General features: G+C 60.0%; 15 protein-coding genes. 3 read left to right on the top strand and 12 right to left on the bottom strand.

Translation table 11 applies throughout. The annotated features are described in order from the left end of the window. Positions 1 to 118 precede the first annotated feature (118 nt). The 9 genes from ASD32_RS22745 to ASD32_RS22705 all read right to left on the bottom strand — a co-directional run bounded on the left by ASD32_RS22745 (position 119) and on the right by ASD32_RS22705 (position 10222). The gene (locus ASD32_RS22745) at positions 119 to 547 is read right to left on the bottom strand and encodes a DUF2852 domain-containing protein (RefSeq protein ID WP_060640311.1); all 429 of its coding nucleotides are present in this window, start codon (positions 545 to 547) and stop codon (positions 119 to 121) included. Positions 548 to 691: 144 nt separating this feature from the next. Further along, positions 692 to 1966: a polyhydroxyalkanoate depolymerase gene (gene phaZ, locus ASD32_RS22740; RefSeq protein WP_060640310.1), complete on the bottom strand. Its 1275-nt coding sequence runs from the start codon at positions 1964 to 1966 to the stop codon at positions 692 to 694. A 208-nt stretch (positions 1967 to 2174) separates the two neighbouring features. After that, positions 2175 to 3194 carry a zinc-binding alcohol dehydrogenase family protein gene (locus ASD32_RS22735; RefSeq protein ID WP_060640364.1) on the bottom strand — a complete coding sequence of 340 codons (1020 nt, stop codon included), beginning with the start codon at positions 3192 to 3194 and terminating at the stop codon, positions 2175 to 2177. A gap of 80 nt (positions 3195 to 3274) precedes the next feature. Further along, the gene (locus ASD32_RS22730) at positions 3275 to 4249 is read right to left on the bottom strand and encodes an ABC transporter permease (RefSeq protein WP_060640309.1); all 975 of its coding nucleotides are present in this window, start codon (positions 4247 to 4249) and stop codon (positions 3275 to 3277) included. A 42-nt stretch (positions 4250 to 4291) separates the two neighbouring features. Beyond that, positions 4292 to 5842 (bottom strand): sugar ABC transporter ATP-binding protein, encoded by a 1551-nt coding sequence (locus ASD32_RS22725; RefSeq protein ID WP_060640308.1) that lies wholly within the window; start codon positions 5840 to 5842, stop codon positions 4292 to 4294. Positions 5843 to 5960: 118 nt separating this feature from the next. Continuing rightward, the gene (locus ASD32_RS22720) at positions 5961 to 6950 is read right to left on the bottom strand and encodes an ABC transporter substrate-binding protein (protein ID WP_060640307.1); all 990 of its coding nucleotides are present in this window, start codon (positions 6948 to 6950) and stop codon (positions 5961 to 5963) included. Positions 6951 to 7189: 239 nt separating this feature from the next. Continuing rightward, positions 7190 to 7636, bottom strand: a complete 447-nt coding sequence (locus ASD32_RS22715) for an RbsD/FucU domain-containing protein (protein ID WP_060640306.1) — start codon at positions 7634 to 7636, stop codon at positions 7190 to 7192. A 29-nt stretch (positions 7637 to 7665) separates the two neighbouring features. Next, complete coding sequence (locus ASD32_RS22710; RefSeq protein ID WP_060640305.1) at positions 7666 to 8685, bottom strand: aldo/keto reductase; 1020 nt, start codon at positions 8683 to 8685, stop codon at positions 7666 to 7668. Between the two features lie 31 nt (positions 8686 to 8716). Then, on the bottom strand, positions 8717 to 10222 hold the full coding sequence (locus tag ASD32_RS22705) for an altronate dehydratase family protein (protein ID WP_060640304.1): 1506 nt from the start codon (positions 10220 to 10222) through the stop codon (positions 8717 to 8719). A gap of 283 nt (positions 10223 to 10505) precedes the next feature. Between ASD32_RS22705 and ASD32_RS22700 the strand changes: the two genes are divergently transcribed. Together ASD32_RS22700 and ASD32_RS22695 are read left to right on the top strand one after the other, a co-directional pair. Further along, positions 10506 to 11384, top strand: a complete 879-nt coding sequence (locus tag ASD32_RS22700) for a GntR family transcriptional regulator (protein ID WP_060640303.1) — start codon at positions 10506 to 10508, stop codon at positions 11382 to 11384. A gap of 14 nt (positions 11385 to 11398) precedes the next feature. Further along, positions 11399 to 12493, top strand: coding sequence for a D-mannonate oxidoreductase (locus ASD32_RS22695; protein ID WP_060640302.1), 1095 nt, complete (start codon positions 11399 to 11401; stop codon positions 12491 to 12493). Here the strand turns inward: ASD32_RS22695 and ASD32_RS22690 are convergent, their stop codons facing one another. Both ASD32_RS22690 and gabD read right to left on the bottom strand, forming a co-directional pair. After that, complete coding sequence (locus ASD32_RS22690) at positions 12494 to 13297, bottom strand: HpcH/HpaI aldolase/citrate lyase family protein (RefSeq protein ID WP_060640301.1); 804 nt, start codon at positions 13295 to 13297, stop codon at positions 12494 to 12496. It lies immediately after the preceding gene. A 111-nt stretch (positions 13298 to 13408) separates the two neighbouring features. Beyond that, positions 13409 to 14863, bottom strand: a complete 1455-nt coding sequence (gabD, locus tag ASD32_RS22685) for an NADP-dependent succinate-semialdehyde dehydrogenase (protein WP_060640363.1) — start codon at positions 14861 to 14863, stop codon at positions 13409 to 13411. A 257-nt stretch (positions 14864 to 15120) separates the two neighbouring features. Between gabD and ASD32_RS22680 the strand changes: the two genes are divergently transcribed. Beyond that, positions 15121 to 15723, top strand: coding sequence for a nitroreductase family protein (locus ASD32_RS22680; protein WP_060640300.1), 603 nt, complete (start codon positions 15121 to 15123; stop codon positions 15721 to 15723). A 76-nt stretch (positions 15724 to 15799) separates the two neighbouring features. Here ASD32_RS22680 and gyrB read toward each other — a convergent pair whose 3' ends face one another. Then, positions 15800 to 18235 carry a DNA topoisomerase (ATP-hydrolyzing) subunit B gene (gyrB, locus tag ASD32_RS22675; RefSeq protein WP_060640299.1) on the bottom strand — a complete coding sequence of 812 codons (2436 nt, stop codon included), beginning with the start codon at positions 18233 to 18235 and terminating at the stop codon, positions 15800 to 15802. Positions 18236 to 18317 lie beyond the last annotated feature (82 nt).

Raw genomic sequence — 18317 nt, 5'->3', positions numbered from 1 at the left:
CTGTCTTGATAACCGATTCGTTTGACGGGTGCATGATCCCGATCAGATGAGACCACATCAAAAAGAAAAACCGGCACCTTTTGGGATGCCGGTTTTGGATGTGTTACCGATGGCAAGATCAGTTGGCCGGGAAGCCCGGGACCGAGCCGGAACCGCCGGAATTGCGATCGCGCATGAAGCGGTCGAAATCTTCCTGGTCCTTGGCGCGGCGAAGTTCGCGGACATATTCGTCGAAATGTTCACGCATCTCGTCGAGCTTGCGGCGTTCTTCGTCGAGGCGGGACAGTTCGGCATCACGCCAGTCGTCGAAGGCAACATTGCCGGTGCCGAAGTTTGGGCGGCCATAACGCTGGCCCTTGCGCTTGAAGGACGAGAAGAAACCGTCAACGGTGCTGTTGGCGTCCTTCTTGAAGCTCTTCAGCCGTTCGCCGAAAATAATATAGGCAAGCATGGCGAGCCCAAGCGGCCAGAAAATCACGAAACCGAGCACCATCATGGCAATGGTCGCTGGCGTCCAGTCCGGACGGATCAATGCAGATTGGTTCATGTTTAGAAGTCCTCGCTAAAAGTGGGCCTCTCCTTCGGGCCCGCTTATTACGAGATGGGAATACGCCTGCCGGTCTGCAAGACAATTGTCCGCAAAATCCGGCAAGCCTCTGATATCGATCGATGAAATCGATATATTTTCCGGTCAGCCCGTCTTGCCGCCCTTGATCACCTGACGCACCGGCTTGGCGTTGCGGGCATGTTCGCGGTGGAAAGCGGCGATGCGCGGCGCGATTTCGCGGCGAAAACGAGAGCCGTTGAAAACACCGTAATGGCCGACATCCGGCTGCATATAGTGCAGGCGCATGTTCTCCGGGATATTGGTGCAGATCGTCTGTGCGGCTTGCGTCTGGCCGACGCCGGAAATATCGTCGTTCTCGCCTTCCACCGTCAACAGCGCCACCTTGCGGATCGCCGTCGTATCCACCCGCTGGCCGCGATGCATCATCTCGCCCTTCGGAAGAGCATGCTGCATGAAGACGACCTCGACGGTCTGCAGATAGAATTCCGCCGTCAGATCCATCACCGCCATATATTCATCATAGAAATCGCGGTGCTTTTCGGCGGCGTCGCCATCATTCTTGACGAGATGCTCGAAGAAATCCTTGGTCGCCGTCAGATGGCGGTCAAGGTTCATCGACATGAAGCCTGAGAGCTGCAGGAAGCCTGGATAGACCGGGCGCATGAAGCCGGCTTGCGGAAAGGGCACCGGCATCACGACATTATCGCGGAACCAGCTGAGCGGCTTTTCCTTGGCAAGCTGGTTGACCGCTGTTGGGTTAATGCGCGTGTCGATCGGACCACCCATCAGCGTCATCGACGACGGCGACAGCGTATCGTCATTGGCTTCCATCAGCGCGACGGCGGCCAGAACCGGCACTGCCGGCTGACAGACGGCGATGACATGCGTGTCGGGGCCGAGGAAATGCAGCATCTGGATGACGTAATCAATGTAGTCATCGAGGTCGAACGTGCCTTCGGTCAAGGGAACCGTGCGGGCATCGATCCAATCGGTGATGTAGATATCGGACTGCGGCAGCAGCGCTTCGACGGTGCCGCGCAACAGCGTTGCGTAGTGACCGGACATCGGGGCAACGATCAGCACTTTCGGATCGGAAGCCCTGCCCTTCGGAACAGCGCGTTCGAAATGAATGAGATTGCAAAAGGGCTGACGCCAGACGGTCCGTTCGCGCACCTTGACTGCGTCGCCATCGATCACCGTTTCGGGCAGTCCGAATTCCGGTTTGCCGTAGCGGCGGGTCGTGCGCTCGAAAACTTCGAGGCCGGCAGCGGCGGCCCTGCCCATATAGGTGTGCGAAATCGGGTTCAGCGGATTGGCATAGGCGAGCCGCATGGCGTCTGCCGCCGCGCGCCAGGGCGCCATCATCGCGTGGTTGAGTTCGTAAAGCTGGTAGAACATCGGCAGCGTTCTCCTTGTTACCGTAAACGACAACGCCGCTCCATCAGGATGCAACTTTGCATTTTGTTTTTCGTGTCCGCAAGCAACGCCGACACTAGCACCTTTTTTGTGCGACGCAATAAATATGCCGCAAAGCTTCTCTGACAAGGCCTGACAAGCCTGCCACAGAGGCCTTGACAGTCGGTAAAGGGTTTCGATGCCGCCGATGTTAAGCGGAAATCTTGACCACAGCCTTGATCAGCCCGGTCTTTTCATGCGCCCAGCGCGGCAGGTCGCTGATCACCGCATCCAGCGTGGTGCGGTGCGTGATCAGCGACGAGACCGGCACATGGCCTGCGCGAATGGAGGCTGCCACATGCTCGAAATCCTGCCGTGTCGCATTGCGGCTGCCGACCAGCATCATTTCGCGCTTGTGGAATTCGGGATCGGCGAAGCGGATGTCGTCCTTCACGACGCTGACGAAGACCAGGCAACCCCCATGCGCGACGAAGGAAAAGGATTTCTCCATCGAGCCGCCGAAGCCGGTGGCATCGAAGACCACGTCGAACCCGTCGCCGCCCGTAGCAGATAGCACAGCATCGAAGGCGCCATCCCCTGCCAGAATTCCATCGGCAAAACCAAGCCGTTCGGCCGCCATCTGCAAACGTTCGGCACTGGCATCGAGCAGCGTTACCTGATGGCCGGCAATGCGCGAGAACAGCGCCGTGCCAAGTCCGATCGGTCCGGCGCCGATGACGAGCGCCCGTGAGCCGGCCGGCGCCAGCGAGCGGCGAACCGCATGGGCGCCAATCGCCAGGAACTCCACCGTTGCAGCAGCCTCCAGCGAAAGATCGCCGGCTGGATAGAGATTTGTCTCAGGCACGAGGATTTCCTCGCAGAGCGCGCCGTCCGTGTGCACGCCCAGAACCTTGATTGCCGTGCAGCAGTTCGGCTTGCCCTTCAGGCAGGCGACGCAGGTGCCGCAGGACAGATAGGGATTGACGATGACGGGCGTGCCCGGCGTCAGGGATACACCTTCACCGGGCTCAATCACCGTCGCCGAGATTTCGTGGCCCATGACGCGGGGATATTCGAGATAGGGATGCTTGCCCTCGAAGATATGATAGTCGGTGCCGCAGATGCCGACATGGCTGACCGCAAGGCGCGCCCAGCCTTTTGGCGGCGAACCCGGCGCCGGTCTGTCGATCATATCCAGGCGCCCGGGCTCCGGGCAGATGGCCGCTTTCATGGCAGGCATTCCTTGCAGTCTCAGGTCAGATGGATGGTAACGGCAACCGCCTGGAATCGAACCGCTGGTTGCCGCAGGGATCAGCGCGAGCCGCGGCGGCGCAGCTGGTCGAAATAGACGATGACGATGATCAGCACGCCGGTGATGATGCGCTGCACGAACGCGTTGACGTTCAGCAGATTGGCGCCGTTGTTGATGGTTGCGAGGATGAAGGCGCCGAGCAGCGGCCCATGCACTGACCCCACCGCGCCAAACAGGCTGGTGCCGCCGATCACCGATGAGGCGATTGCCTGCAACTCCCAGCCCTCGGCCTGCGTGGCATTGCCGATGCCGATGCGCGAGGCGAGAAGCAGGCCGACAAAAGCAGCACAGGTGGAAGACAGGATATAGGCGAGATAGATCGTGCGATTGACATTGACGCCGGAGAGACGCGCGGCCTCGCTGTTGGAGCCGACTGCAAAGAGATAGCGGCCCCAGCGGCTGAGGTGCAGGAAGATATAGGCCGGGATCGCGACGACGATCACCATCCAGAACAGGCTGGGAATGCCTAGGAAATCGGCGCGCGAGAAATTGGTGAAGGACTCGTCGCTGATCGATATGGTCGAACCGTTTGTCACCAGGAGGCCGATGCCGCGCAGCGAGGTCAGCGTCGCCAGCGTGATGATGAAGGCGGGCAGGCCCATGCGGACGATGCCGAAGGCATGGAAGGCGCCGATCGCCACACCGACCAGAAGCGTAATGCCCATGGCCGGCCAGAGCGGCACGCCATGCTGCAGCAGCCAGGCGACCGTGACACTGGAGAAGCCGACCACGGCGCCGACGGACAGATCGATACCGGCAGTAATGATGACGAAGGTCTGCCCGACCGCAAGGATCGCCGTCATGGCGCCCTGCCGCAGCAGGTTGCTGATATTGTTGGAGGTCCAGAAACTCGTCGTGGAGAGGCCGAGAAGCAGCCAGAGGAACAGCAGGAGCCCGAGCAGGGTCAGGCCGAACAGGATGTTCATGCCCTTCTTCGGCACCGGGGCGGTTTCCGTTGTGGTCTCTACGCTCATGATTTTCCTCCACGCATTTTCTTATCCGGTCTTTTCATGATGCTAGACGCCGATCGCCTGGGTCAGCACTTCTTCATGCGATGCACTACGATAGGTGTGGCTGGCAACCAGTCTTCCCTGCCGGAACACATGCAGCCGGTCGGACAGCTCGTAGACCTCCGGCAGATAGGACGAAATCAGGATGATACCTGCGCCCTGCTCCAGAAGCCGGGCAAACAGCCGGTAGATCTCCGCCTTGGTGCCGACATCGACGCCGACGGTCGGCTCGTCGAAGATGAACAGCTTGGCGCCATGGCTCAGCCATTTGCCGATGACGATCTTCTGCTGGTTGCCGCCGGACATCGCCGAGGCCAGGACACGCCGCGTCGGTGTCTTGATCTTCAGGTCCTTGATCTGGCGATCGGCATTCTCGATCTCACGCGCGCGATTGATGGTCAGGCCGCGCGATAGCCGGTCAAAGACCGGAAGATTGATATTGAGCCCGATCGGCAGGTTAAGGCAAAGCCCCTGGTCGCGGCGGCTCTCGGGCGCGAGCGCAATGCCGAGATCCATGGCATCGCGCTCATTGCGGATCTTCACCTTGCTGCCCTGCCAGTAGACTTCGCCGGCGCTGAGCGGCTGGCGGCCATAAAGCCCGAGGGCGAATTCGCTGCGCCCGGCGCCGATCAGGCCATAGAGACCGACGATTTCGCCTGCCCGCACTGATAGCGAAACATCGGAAAATCCTGGACCGGAAAGGCCACGCGTCTCAACGATGGTGGCGCCGATCGGCAGCGTTTCCTTGTGATAGATCTGCTCGATGGTGCGGTTGATCATCATCGAGATCAGCTCGGCATCGTTGGTCTCCGCGATGTTGCGGGTGCCGATATGGGTGCCATCGCGCAGGACCGAAACCCGGTCGGCCAGCTCGAAAACCTCTTCCATGCGGTGGCTGATATAAACGATGGTGACGCCTTCGCCCTGTAGCCGGCGAATGAGCCGGAAGAGCTGCGCCGATTCCTGGCGGGTGAGGTAAGCGGTCGGCTCATCGAAGATCAGAAACTGGGTACCGCGCATCGCCGCGCGCGCCGTCGCCACCAGTTGCTGCTGGCCGATCGTCAGGTCGCTGAGAAGAGCGGCAGCGGGGAGATTGAAACCGAGATCGTCGAGCACGGCCTGGGCGGCATCGGTCATGGCGCGCTTGCGCATCAGGCCGTTTTTGTTGATTTCGTCGCCCAGAAACATATTGGCCGCAACCGACAGATGGCGGCAGAGCACGACTTCCTGATGCACTGCATTGATGCCACGCGAAATCGCTTCATTGGGCGTCGCAAGCTGCACCGCATCGCCGCACCAGAAGACCTCGCCGGATGTGCGCCGGATGACGCCGGTCAGGAGCTTGATCAGCGTCGATTTGCCGGCGCCGTTTTCGCCGACGATCGCGTGGATTTCGCCGGACAGGAAGGTGATATTTGCCGGCTTCAGGGCCTCGACGGCCCCGTATTTCTTCTGCAGGCCGCGCAGTTCCAGGATCGGTTCGCCCTTGGGAACAGGGTGCTTGGCAATTGCCGCCGCGCCCTCGTGCCGGTGGCTGACATCTTGAAGTCCGGTCATGGCGCCTCTCCTCCGGGTCCAAATTCCGTTTTAAAATGGCCAGCCATGTCGAAACGGATCTGGATGACATCATGCAACAGACGGCAGGCCGTTTGGACGGCCTGCCGCAATGTTCGGATCAGTTGACCTTGGGGTTCAAGAGCGCGTCGATCTTCGGTTCAGCCATGTTGGCCTTCGTCACCAGGTTTGCACCGGTATCGACATTGGCCTCGACCTTTTCCTTTTTCGATGCAGCAAGAGCGGTTTTGATGCCGTCATAGCCCATGCGATAGGGGTCCTGGACGACGAGGCCGGCGAGAACGCCTTCCTTGAGGAAGCCGACCGTCTTTTCGTCGCTGTCGAAGCCGATAACCTTGATCTTATCGCCGAGCTTGTTTTCAGCAATCGCCTGGCCAACGCCCTGCGCCATGATCAGGTTGGATGCAAAGACGCCAACGAGGTTCGGGTTTGCGGTGATCAAGTCTGTCATCATGTTGAGGCCGGTGGTGGCCTGGCCGTCGGCATATTTGTCGGCCACGACCTTGAGGCCCGGATATTTGGCCGTGATCTGCTCGACGAAGCCGTTATGGCGCTGATCCAGCGAACCGACGCCCGGCAGGCTGGTAATGATGGCGATATCCCCTTCTTCCTTGCCGGTTGCTTCCTTGATCGCCGCAGCAAGACCATCAGCGGCGATACGGCCCCCTTGGGTGTTGTCGGTGGTCAGGAACGAGGTGAAGGCCTTGGAATCAGCGCCGGAATCAATACCGATGATCGGCACGGCCTTGGCTGCCTCATCGATCGGCTTGCCAAGCGCCTTGAATTCCGTCGGCGAGATAACGACAGCGGCCGGAGCGCCGGCAACGGCATTTTCCAGGATCGTGATCTGGCCGTTGATGTCGGATTCCGACTGGGCGCCGAGTTCCGGCACGTTGACGCCGAGATCCTTGCCGGCAGCGCGGGCGCCGGCCAGAACGATCTGCCAGTAGAACGAGGTCGTATCCTTGACGATGATCGGGATGGTGACATCCTGCGCAAACGACGCCACCGGCATCATCGTCGCGAAAACAGCGGCACCGGCCAGGCTGGTAAAGGCGCGGCGCGACAGGATATTCTTCATAAGGGTCATGGTGTTGTTCTCCTCCAACAACGTCTTGTTCAGTTCTCCTCAGACCGGGCTGCAAGACGCAAACAGTTCGATCTTTTATCCATAAAAAACATTTTGCCTTGGCAAGCTATCTCAGCAATTTCGAAATTGCAAGCGGTCGAAATTTGCCTTGAACATTGCTTTCCTCCCAACGCCAAGCCTTTGTTTTTTCACCCCGAAGATGAACCGGCCCACCTCCATGGGCCGGGTACCAGCGTGCATCAGACGCGGTAGAGTTCTTGCGGATGCACGACACCCTTTTTCAAGATGATATTTCCGTAGAGCCGGAATTCTGTCGTCGCGACAATATAGGCGGCCTTGCGCGAACGCTCATAGAAGGCGAAGCGTTCGATCGGCACGACCTTGAAATCACCGGCAAGCTTGTTGACCAGGCTCTGGAACTTGACGCAGACATCCGGCACCGCCTGCGGATCGCCGACGACTTCCATGCGCCAGGCGGACTCATCCACGAATGTATCGAGCGGCATATGTGCCAGGATCGCCTCTGTTATGCTCAGCGCATCGACCCCGTCCGCCCGCACGACCTTCGGGCCCATGGTGCTGGCCGGAAAGTTGGCATCGGCAATCACGATCTCGTCCCCATGTCCCATCGTGCGGATCGCATGCAGCAATTCCGGACCGAGCAATGGATGTATTCCCTTCAGCATTCCTTATTCCTTTGTCTCTTGAAAGCCGGCTAGACCCGAACGGCATCCGTGCCGAGTTCCGGGGCGACCAGCGTATGCGCTTCATAGGCCGTGAAGTCATCCGGCTGCAAACGCCGCTCCGTCAACTCCATATTCCGTATCAGGCTCGACGGCTTGGCTGTTCCAAGCAGAACCGAGGCCACCGCCGGGCTCTGCAGAGGAAACTGGATCGCCGGCGCTGCCAGCGGCAGGCCCTCAGATCGCGCAATAGCCTCCATCGCCCGCACCTTGTTGAGAACGTCCGGCGTTGCCGGCATATAGTCGAAATGTGATCCCTCCACCGGACCGGTGGCCAGAATACCCGAATTGAATACGCCGCCAACCACCAGCGAGGTTTTCTTTTTCTCACAAAGCGGTAGCAGTTCGGCGGTGGCGGTTCGATCAAGAAGCGTATAGCGCCCGGCCAGAAGGATACAGTCGATATCCGCCTCGGCCATCACATCGAGGCAAACGGGCACTTCATTGACGCCCAGCCCGTAAGCCGCAATCGCGCCGCTCGACTTCAGCTCATCCAACGCTTTCAAACCGCCATCCAGCAATTGCCGAAGATAGACCGCGTTGCGCTCCGCTCCATGCGTATAGACGCCGATATCGTGGACGAAAAGAATATCGATGCGGTTGAGCCCAAGGCGGGCATAGCTGAATTCGACAGACCGCATGATACCGTCATAGGAATAGTCATAGTCCGTTTCAAAGGGCAGCGGATCGACGAAACCGTAGCTCGGCACCTTGTCATCGGCGACCGGCCGCTGCAGCCGCCCAACCTTGGTCGATAGAACGTAACTGCCCTTGGGCTTGTCGCGCAGGAAATCGCCGACGCGCCGTTCGGCCAGGCCAAACCCATACCAGGGGGCGGTATCGATGAACCGGAGACCGGCGGTCCAGGCGGCCTCCAGCGTTTCCATCGCGGTTTCGCGCGGGCAGGCCCGGTACATGCCGCCGAGCGGCGCCGTGCCAAAACTATATTCGGTAACGGACAGGTCGGTCTGGCCGATTTTTCTCACGTTCATCAAGTCTCTCCTCCGCTTTGGCGGCCGCCCGTCAAAGTGTCGCGCCGAGGTGCCAGGGCACGAATTCATTGTCGCCGTAACCGAACAGTTCGCTCTTGGTTTTCTTGCCCGACGCCGTATCGATGATCAGGTCGAAGATATCGCGGCCCATGCCGGCGATCGTCGCATCGCCGGTGGCGATCGTGCCGCAATCGATATCCATGTCCTCTTCCATGGCCCGGTAAAGCGCAGTGTTGCTCGTCAGCTTGATCGACGGGCAGGGGCGCGAACCGAAACAACTGCCACGGCCGGTGGTGAACGTGATGACATTGGCGCCACCCGCCACCTGCCCCGTTGCCGAGACCGGATCGTAGCCGGGCGTATCCATGAACACGAGGCCATGTTCCGTCACCCGCTCGGCATAATGATAGACCGCCGTCAGCGGCGAGCGGCCGCCCTTGGCGACGGCACCGAGCGATTTTTCCAGGATCGTGGTCAGGCCGCCGCGCTTGTTGCCCGGCGACGGATTGTTGTCGAGCGAAGCGCCATGCATGGCGACATAATCTTCCCACCAGGAAATCAGGCCGTCGAGCTTTTCGGCAACGCCATCATTGACGGCGCGGCTGCGCAGCAGATGTTCGGCACCATAGATTTCGGAGGTTTCCGACAAGATGGCCGTGCCGCCGGCGCCAGCCAGAATATCGACGGCCGCTCCCAGAGCGGGATTCGCCGTGATGCCTGAAAGCCCATCGGAACCGCCGCATTGCAGGCCGACGATGATTTCGCTGACCGGGATCGCAATCCGCCTGGCCGTTCCGACTTCCGCTGCTATTTCTTCGAGCACACCGAGCGCGCGGGCGACAGCACGGCGCGAACCGCCGGCATCCTGAATGTTGAAATGCCGTTTTCCGGCACCCGCTCCGGATTGACCGTAGAGCGTCAGCTGGTTCACCTCGCAGCCGAGTCCGACCATTAGCACGCCGCCGAAATTCACATGGCGCGTATAGCCGGCCAGCGTTCGATGCAGGTTCTTCATGCCGTCGCCGGTCGAACTCATGCCGCAGCCCTGATCATGGACGATCGGCACGAAACCGTCGATACCCTCATAACGCGGCAGGATGACCTTGTTGGCCTCCTCGGCGATTGCGCGGCAGACGGTGGTGGAACAGTTGACGCTGGCGATGATGCCGATGAAATTGCGGGTCGCGGCGCGCCCGTCGGCGCGGCGGTAGCCCATGAAGGTGCGCGCCCTGTCGGCACTGCTCGCCGCTTCCGGCGGCACCGGCGCGCCGATCGACAGCCGGTCCTGATCGAAGGCCAGATTGTGGGAATGAACGTGGTCGCCCGCAGCGATCTCGACGGTTGCCCGGCCGATCGCCTGGCCGTATTTCACCACCGGCTCGCCGACATAGACGGGATGGATCGCCACCTTGTGGCCGGGATCGATCCTGCCATTGGCGCGCACGCCACCCGGCAGTTCACCGCCCGCCTCAATGGCCAGCGATGCGACGGCGACATTGTCGTCCGGCGACAAAACGATGAAGGAAGGTGCGGTCACCCTTGGTATCTCCCTGGACGGTTTTATCCGAATGAGCCTCTCATTCATTTTGTCTTTTATCCACAATAGACAGTTTATCGTCAATGGGTATTATGGGATGCGGCTGCCATGCTCCCCGTCACCACCATGCCAAAGCAAAATCAGATCAAAGACAAATCAGGGACGAAACACGATGAAACCTTACTTCAAAACCCAAGACAGGATCGATCGGACCGGATAGAGCACCCTCAAAAACAAAGCCCGCGCTTCGGGTCTACAGAACTCACATCCGGTCGATACAGTCATGGCGAAACAGAACACCGTCTTCAAGGACGCCTTCAACCGTTGCCTCAAGCTCCTGGCGGAAACCTCAAGCCTGCCATCCGAGCCGGAGCTCGGCACGACGCTCGGCGTCAGCCGCACCACCATCCGCGCCATCCTGACGCGGATGGAAGAGCTGCAACTGCTGGCCTGGGACAAGCGGGCAAAGGTGGTGCTGCGCCAGCCGAAACCGGAGGATTATTACCCGGCGGAGGAAACCGATTCGCTATCCGATATCATCGAGCGCAGTTTCATGCGCCGGATTCTGGCCGGTGGTGCCGAGCCCGGCATGCAGATCAATGAATTGGAACTCGCCCGCGACATCGGCACCGGCACGACCAGCGTGCGCGAATTCCTCATCCGCTTCAGCCGCTTCGGCCTGATCGAAAAACGGCCGAACAGCCATTGGATCCTGAAGGGTTTTACCCGCGAATTCGCACTGGAACTGACGGAAGTGCGCGAAATGTTCGAACTGCGCTCGGCCGCCAGCTTTACGGCGCTGGCCCCGGAGCATCCGGCCTGGGCGGATCTTGACCGGATCGAAACGCTGCACCGCGAAATCCTTGCCGATATCGACAATCGCTACAGGGAATTCTCGGAACTCGACGAGCGCTTCCATCTTCTCGTGCACACATCGTCGAGCAACCGGTTTATCGTCGATTTCTATGACATCATCACCATCGTCTTTCACTATCACTACCAGTGGAACAAGACGAATGCGCGCGAGCGCAACGCCCGGGCGCTGGAAGAACATCTCGACTATATCGCTGCGCTGCGCTCCCGAGACCCTGCGCGCGTCGAGGCGGCCTGCCGCCGCCATTTGAAATCGGCGCGCGAAACGCTGCTCCAGTCCATTCAATAGCCGGATTCAAAGATATGACCACGACGCCTATCGTCCAGTTTGGAACCAGCCGCTTCCTGCAGGCCCATGCCGATCTCTTCGTCAGCGAAGCCCTGGAAAAAGGCGAGGCGCTGGGAAAGATCACCATCGTCCAAACCACGGGATCCGTGGAACGCGCGGGACGGCTGACGGCCCTTTCGGCGCCGGACGGTTTTCCAGTCATCATTCGCGGGCTCGCGGAAGGGGCCGAAATCGACCGCACCCAGCAGGTCAGAAGCGTCGCGAGGGCTTTATCAACGGCAGCCGATTGGGACGAAATCAAGCGGATCGTGGCCAGGGAAGCGGAGGTGCTGATCTCCAATACCGGCGATACCGGTTATGTCATCGGTCCCGACGATCTTGCAGCGGACATTCCCGCATCATTTCCCGGCAAGCTGCTCGTCCTGTTGCATGAACGCTATCGCGCGGGCGGCGGTGCGCTGACGGTTCTTCCCTGTGAATTGGTGGCCCGCAACGGCGATACCTTGAAAAAGGTGATCCTCGATCTGCAGTCAGAACGGTTCGCCGGCGCTGATTTCGCAGGATGGCTCACAACAACAGTGATCTGGGGCAATACGCTGGTGGACCGGATCGTATCCGAGCCGCTACAGCCCGCCGGCGCCGTGGCGGAACCCTATGCCCTCTGGGCCATCGAGGCCCAGCCGAGACTGAAACTGCCCTGCACGCACCCGTCCATTCTGCTAGTGGACGATCTCTCGCCTTACGAGAAGCTGAAGCTGCATATCCTCAATCTCGGCCATACGGTGCTCGCCGATCTCTGGCTGAAAAACGGCCGCCCTCAGGACGAGACCGTCAAAGCCATCCTGCAAGACCCGGACATCTTCGCAACGCTGATGGAGATCTATGAGACCGAGGTCATTCCCGGCTTTTCCGCGAAGAGCCTCGGAGAGGAGGCGGAGCGCTATGTCGCGCTAACGCTCGACCGGTTCCGCAATCCGTTTCTCAACCACCGCATCAGCGACATCGCCAACCATCACGCCGAGAAAATTACCCGGCGGCTCGCAGATTTCAAGGCCTGGAGCCCTAACGTGGCGATGCCAAGGCTGACCGCGATCATCGAAAGGCGCTGATCAGTAGCCGGCAACCGGCTTGGCATTGCCCGTTTCGCCGGACAGGAAATCCTCCCGCAACCGGGTCGTGGCGCTGACCAGCAGCGTCACGTCTGTGCCGATCGCCATGAAGTCCGCGCCCATCTCGCGGTACATATGCGCCTGCTCAAGGCTGAGCGTCATGATGCCCCGCGCCTTGCCCGCCTCTGCGATGCGATCGAAGGCGTCCTTGATCGCTGCCGTCACCTCGGGATGGCCTGGCTGTCCGAGATATCCCATGTCGGCTGCGAGATCAGACGGGCCGACGAACAGGCCGTCGATCCCCTCAAGCGCAGCAATATCGTCCAGTGCAGCTAAGCCGGCACGGCTCTCGATCTGCACGATCAGGCAGATCTCGTCATTGGCCGTTTCAAGGTAGTCACCGATCCGGCTGAACTGCGATGCCCGGCCAAGGGCTGCACCGACGCCGCGCACGCCATGCGGCGGATAGCGGACGGCGCGTACGAGAGCCTTCGCCTGCTCGACGCTCTCAACCATCGGGATCAGCAAGGTCTGCGCGCCGGTATCGAGAATCTGCTTGATCATCCAGGTTTCCCCGACCGGAAGCCGGACCATGGGATGGCTGCCGGAGCGGGCGATGGCCTGGATCTGCGCCGAGAGAAGCGGAATATCGTTCGGCCCATGCTCTCCATCGATCAAAAGCCAGTCATAGCCGCTGCCCGCAACGATCTCCGCCGCGTAAGGACTGGCCAGCGCGACCCAGAGGCCCAGCTGAAAACGATCCTCGCGAAATGCGGCTTTGAAGGTATTTTGGGGGGCGGGCATGGCTGTCTCCTGCTGTCTTCGTGCTTTTACCGCTAAGTAAAAAAACCGGCCAGAGCTATCCGGCCGGTTTTCTTCAAGACCTGACTGGCAGATCAGGTCCCGATGGGTACATCAGGAAATGCCGCCAAGGCAGACATATTTGATCTCGGTGAATTCCTCGATGCCGTATTTCGAACCCTCGCGGCCAAGTCCGGACAGCTTGACGCCGCCGAATGGCGCTTCAGCGGTCGAGATCAGGCCGGTATTGACGCCGACCATGCCATATTCGAGCGCTTCGGCGACCCGGAAGACGCGCGACAGATCCTTGGCATAGAAATAGGAGGCCAAGCCGAATTCCGTGTCGTTGGCCTGCTCGATCACGTCGGCTTCGCTCTTGAAGCGGAAAAGCGGCGCGAGCGGCCCGAAGGTTTCTTCGCGGGCAACCGCCATGTCCTTGGTAACATCGGCCAGGATGGTAGCCTCAAAGAAGGTGCCGCCAAGCGCATGCGGCTTGCCGCCCTGTAGGATGCGCGCACCCTTTTTCAACGCATCGGCAATGTGTTCCTCGACCTTATTCAAGGCGGCCTTGTCGATCAGCGGCCCCAGGATCACGCCTTCATCGAAGCCGTTGCCGGTTTTCAGCTTGCCGACTGCCGTTGCCAACTTTTCAGCAAAGGCATCGTAAACGCCATACTGAACATAGATACGGTTGGCGCAGACGCAGGTCTGGCCATTGTTGCGGTATTTGGCGATCAGCGCACCTTCGACGGCCGCATCGAGATCCGCATCATCGAAAACGATGAACGGCGCATTGCCGCCAAGCTCAAGCCCGAGTTTCTTGATGGTCGGCGCGCTCTGCTTATAGAGCTCAGTGCCGATTTCGGTCGAACCGGTGAAAGTGAGCTTGCGCACGGTCGGGTTGGAGGTCATTTCGCCGCCAATGGCCGCAGCCGAACCGGTGATGACGCTGAAGAGACCCTTTGGAATCCCGGCGCGCTCGGCCAGAACCGCAATCGCGATGGCCGAAAACGGCGTCTGCGATGCCGGCTTCAACACCATGGCGCAACCGGCGGCAAAAGCGGGGCCGGCCTTGCGGGTAATCATCGCATTGGGGAAATTCCACGGGGTGATCGCAGCCACGACGCCGATCGGCTGCTTCATCACCATGATACGCTTATCCGGCTGATGACCGGGGATCATGTCGCCATAGATGCGGCGGCCCTCTTCGGCAAACCATTCGATGAAGCTGGCGCCATAAACGATTTCACCGGTCGCTTCTGCCAACGGCTTGCCCTGCTCGAGCGTCAGGATGCGGCCGAGATCGTCCTTGTTTTCGATCATCAGGTCGTACCATTTGCGGAGGATGCCGCAGCGTTCCTTGGCTGTTCTCGCAGCCCAGCCCTTCTGCGCGATGCGTGCCGCCTCGATCGCAGCCTTTGTTTCCGCAGCGCCGAGTTTCGGAACGCGGCCGATGATCTCGCCGGTCGCCGGATTGTTTACCTCGATGGCGTTGTCCGGATCGGCTTCGATCCAGTTTTCGCCGACGAGTGCGGCCTGGCGAAACAGCGAAGGGTCTTTCAAGGTCACGGTCATCAGCGGCAAATCCCTTTTGAAGAAAATCTACAGAACTTATACAACTTTTTTCCGGCGTTCGACAATAACCCTCATGCGCGTTTTTGCCGTCTCTTTTAGTGCGCTTACGGACAGTGAAACCAGTCGGCCACCTTTGTCGTCAAATTGGAAACGGTGCATCTCCAAAACAGGACCTATGACCCAAGGCTGCAATCACTATATGCGGACCATGTCCGCTTCAAAAACTGTCCTCCCAAGATAGGAATATACCCATGACAACCACCAGCAACTACCGCCAGGCAGACTACCCGATCGAGCCCAGCTTTCTCAATCGCTGGTCTCCGCGCGCCTTTACCGGCGAGACCATCTCCGAAACCGAGCTTCTGACCATTCTGGAAGCCGGCCGCTGGGCTCCGTCGGCTTATAATTCGCAACCGTGGCGCTTCGTCTACGCGTTGCGCGGCACCGAGCAGTGGGACAGGATTTTTCCGATCCTCAATGATTTCAACCAGAGCTGGGCAAAATCAGCCTCGGCATTGGTGATCCTGATCTCCAAGACCCATTTCGCCGCACCGGGTGCCACAGAAGAAGCCCTGTCCTACAGCCACAGCTTCGATACCGGCGCTGCCTGGGGATCGATCGCCCATCAGGCGCATTTGCTTGGCTTCCAGGCCCACGGCATGACCGGCATCCATTTCGACAAGGCCGTTGAGATTCTGGGCATTCCCGAAGGTTACCGCGTGGAAGCCGCTGCCGCCATTGGCCGCCTGGGCGACAAGACGCAATTGCCGGACTATCTGCAGGCCCGCGAAACTCCGAGCCCGCGCCGTCCGCTGTCGGAAGTTGCCTTTAACGGCACGTTTGTTGCCGGCTAAGCACAAAAGAAAACCACGCCTTTCGGATGGGAGGCGTGGTTTGCAATAAGACGCTGAAGCGGCAGTGCCGCTTGGCTCAAATATCCAGGTTGGCGACGCTCAGCGCGTTTTCCTGAATGAAATCACGCCGTGGCTCGACCTCGTCACCCATCAGGCGCGAGAAGAGACCATCGGCATCGGTCGCATCCGGAACGCGGACCTGAAGCAGCGAGCGGACGTTCGGATCGAGCGTCGTTTCCCAGAGCTGCTCGGCATTCATTTCACCCAGACCCTTATAACGCTGCATCGACAGGCCCTTGCGGCCGCTGGCGAAGATGGCGTCGAGAAGTGCGCGCGGTCCGCTGATCTCGATTGCACCATCCTTGCGCTTCAAGGTCGGCGGAATGGCGTAGATTTCCTTCAGGCGCGGTGTCATCAGATCGATATGGCGGGCGTCCTGTGATCCGATCAGCGCCATGTCGAGCGAGGCGACTTCCTTGACGCCGCGCACCATGCGCTCGAACTTCAGACCGCCATCGCTGGCAACTGCAACAGCCCAGCCACGCTCGGTTTCCTCGGCAATCAGATCGAGGCGCTTGGCCACTTCGGCGGCGGTCGCTTCCGACTGTGCCTGGTTGTTGTTCAGCTCCGGATTGAGAGCGCCAGCAATCGCTGCCTGTTCGACGACCGAGCGGCTGTAGCGCGAGTGCAGGGATTCGACCAGCGTGCGCAATCTCAGTGCATCGATGATGACCTCGCGCAGGTCCTGGCCGACCCGGACTTCGCCGGAACCGAGTTCAAGGGCTGCATCTTCCAGACCCGTGGAGATCAGATATTCTTCCAGCGCCTTTTCATCCTTCAGATATTGCGCCGACTTGCCGCGCGCCACCTTATAGAGCGGCGGCTGGGCAATATAGAGATGACCGCGCTCGATCAGCTCGGGCATCTGGCGGAAGAAGAAGGTCAACAGCAGTGTGCGAATGTGGGCGCCGTCGACGTCAGCATCGGTCATGATGATGATCTTGTGGTAGCGCAGCTTATCCGGGTTGAACTCGTCCTTGCCGATCGATGTGCCGAGCGCCGTGATCAGCGTGCCGATTTCCTGGCTGGACAGCATCTTGTCAAACCGCGCGCGCTCAACATTGAGGATCTTGCCGCGCAGCGGCAGGATCGCCTGGTTTTCGCGCGAACGGCCTTGCTTGGCCGAACCGCCGGCGGAATCCCCTTCCACCAGAAAGAGTTCGGACTTGGCGGGATCGCGTTCGGAGCAGTCGGCCAGCTTGCCGGGCAGCGACGAGATATCCAGCGCGCCCTTGCGGCGGGTCAGTTCACGGGCCTTCTTGGCAGCCTCGCGGGCGGCAGCCGCCTCGATCACCTTGCCGACGAGGATCTTGGCATCGCCCGGATGTTCTTCAAGCCAGGTGCTGAGTGCCTCGTTGACGAGGCTTTCAACGACAGGACGAACCTCGGAAGAGACAAGCTTATCCTTGGTCTGCGAGGAGAATTTCGGATCGGGAACCTTGACGGAGAGAACAGCGGTCAGGCCTTCGCGGCAGTCTTCGCCTGTCAGCGTGACCTTTTCCTTCTTCATGATGCCGGAGCTGTCACCATAGGAAATGATCTGGCGCGTCAGGCCGCCACGGAACCCCGCCATATGGGTGCCGCCGTCGCGCTGCGGGATGTTGTTGGTGAAGCAAAGCACATTCTCGTGGTAGCTGTCATTCCACCACATCGCCACTTCGACGGTGATGCCATCCTTTTCGCCGCGAATGGCGACGGGCCTGGAGACCAGCGGCTTTTTCGCCCGGTCGAGATAGGCAACGAAGGCTTCGAGGCCGCCGTCATACATCATCTCGGTTTCGCGGACATCGGAATGCCGCTTGTCGGTGAGGAGAATGCGAACACCCGAATTGAGGAAAGCGAGTTCGCGCAGGCGATGCTCCAGCGTTCCATAGTCGAACTCGATCATCGTGAAGGTTTCGGTGCTCGGCAGGAAGGTGACTTCCGTGCCGGTCTCGCCATTGCTGTCGCCGATCACCTTCAGCGGTGCATCGGCAACGCCGTGGGTGAAGTTGATTTCGTGGATCTTGCCCTGGCGCTTGATCTTCAGCTGCAGCTTGACCGACAGCGCGTTGACGACGGAGACGCCGACGCCATGCAGACCGCCGGAAACCTTGTAGGAATTCTGGTCGAATTTGCCCCCGGCATGCAGCTGCGTCATGATCACTTCGGCTGCCGAAATGCCCTCACCCGTATGGATATCGGTCGGGATGCCGCGGCCATTGTCGGTGACCGTTACCGAACCATCGGCATTCAGCGTCACGGTGACGATATCGGCATGGCCAGCCAGCGCCTCGTCGATCGCGTTATCGACGACTTCATAGACCATGTGATGCAAGCCGGAGCCGTCGTCGGTATCGCCGATATACATGCCCGGCCGCTTGCGGACGGCATCGAGACCCTTCAGGACCTTGATGGAATCGGCACCATATTCGGCGTTTGCGCCGGCTTCGGTTTCAGGCAAATCGGTCATTCGGCTATAAGTCTTTCCAGGTTTCGATGCCATGTCTTCGGGATTGGGATTCCGTGCGAATCACCCCTCGATGGCGCTCCCC

It is taken from the genome of Rhizobium sp. Root483D2 (genome assembly GCF_001426685.1).
Taxonomy (GTDB): domain Bacteria; phylum Pseudomonadota; class Alphaproteobacteria; order Rhizobiales; family Rhizobiaceae; genus Pararhizobium; species Pararhizobium qamdonense.
The sequence above is the reverse complement of the archived record's forward strand: the minus strand, read 5'-3'. Positions and strand labels throughout refer to the sequence as shown.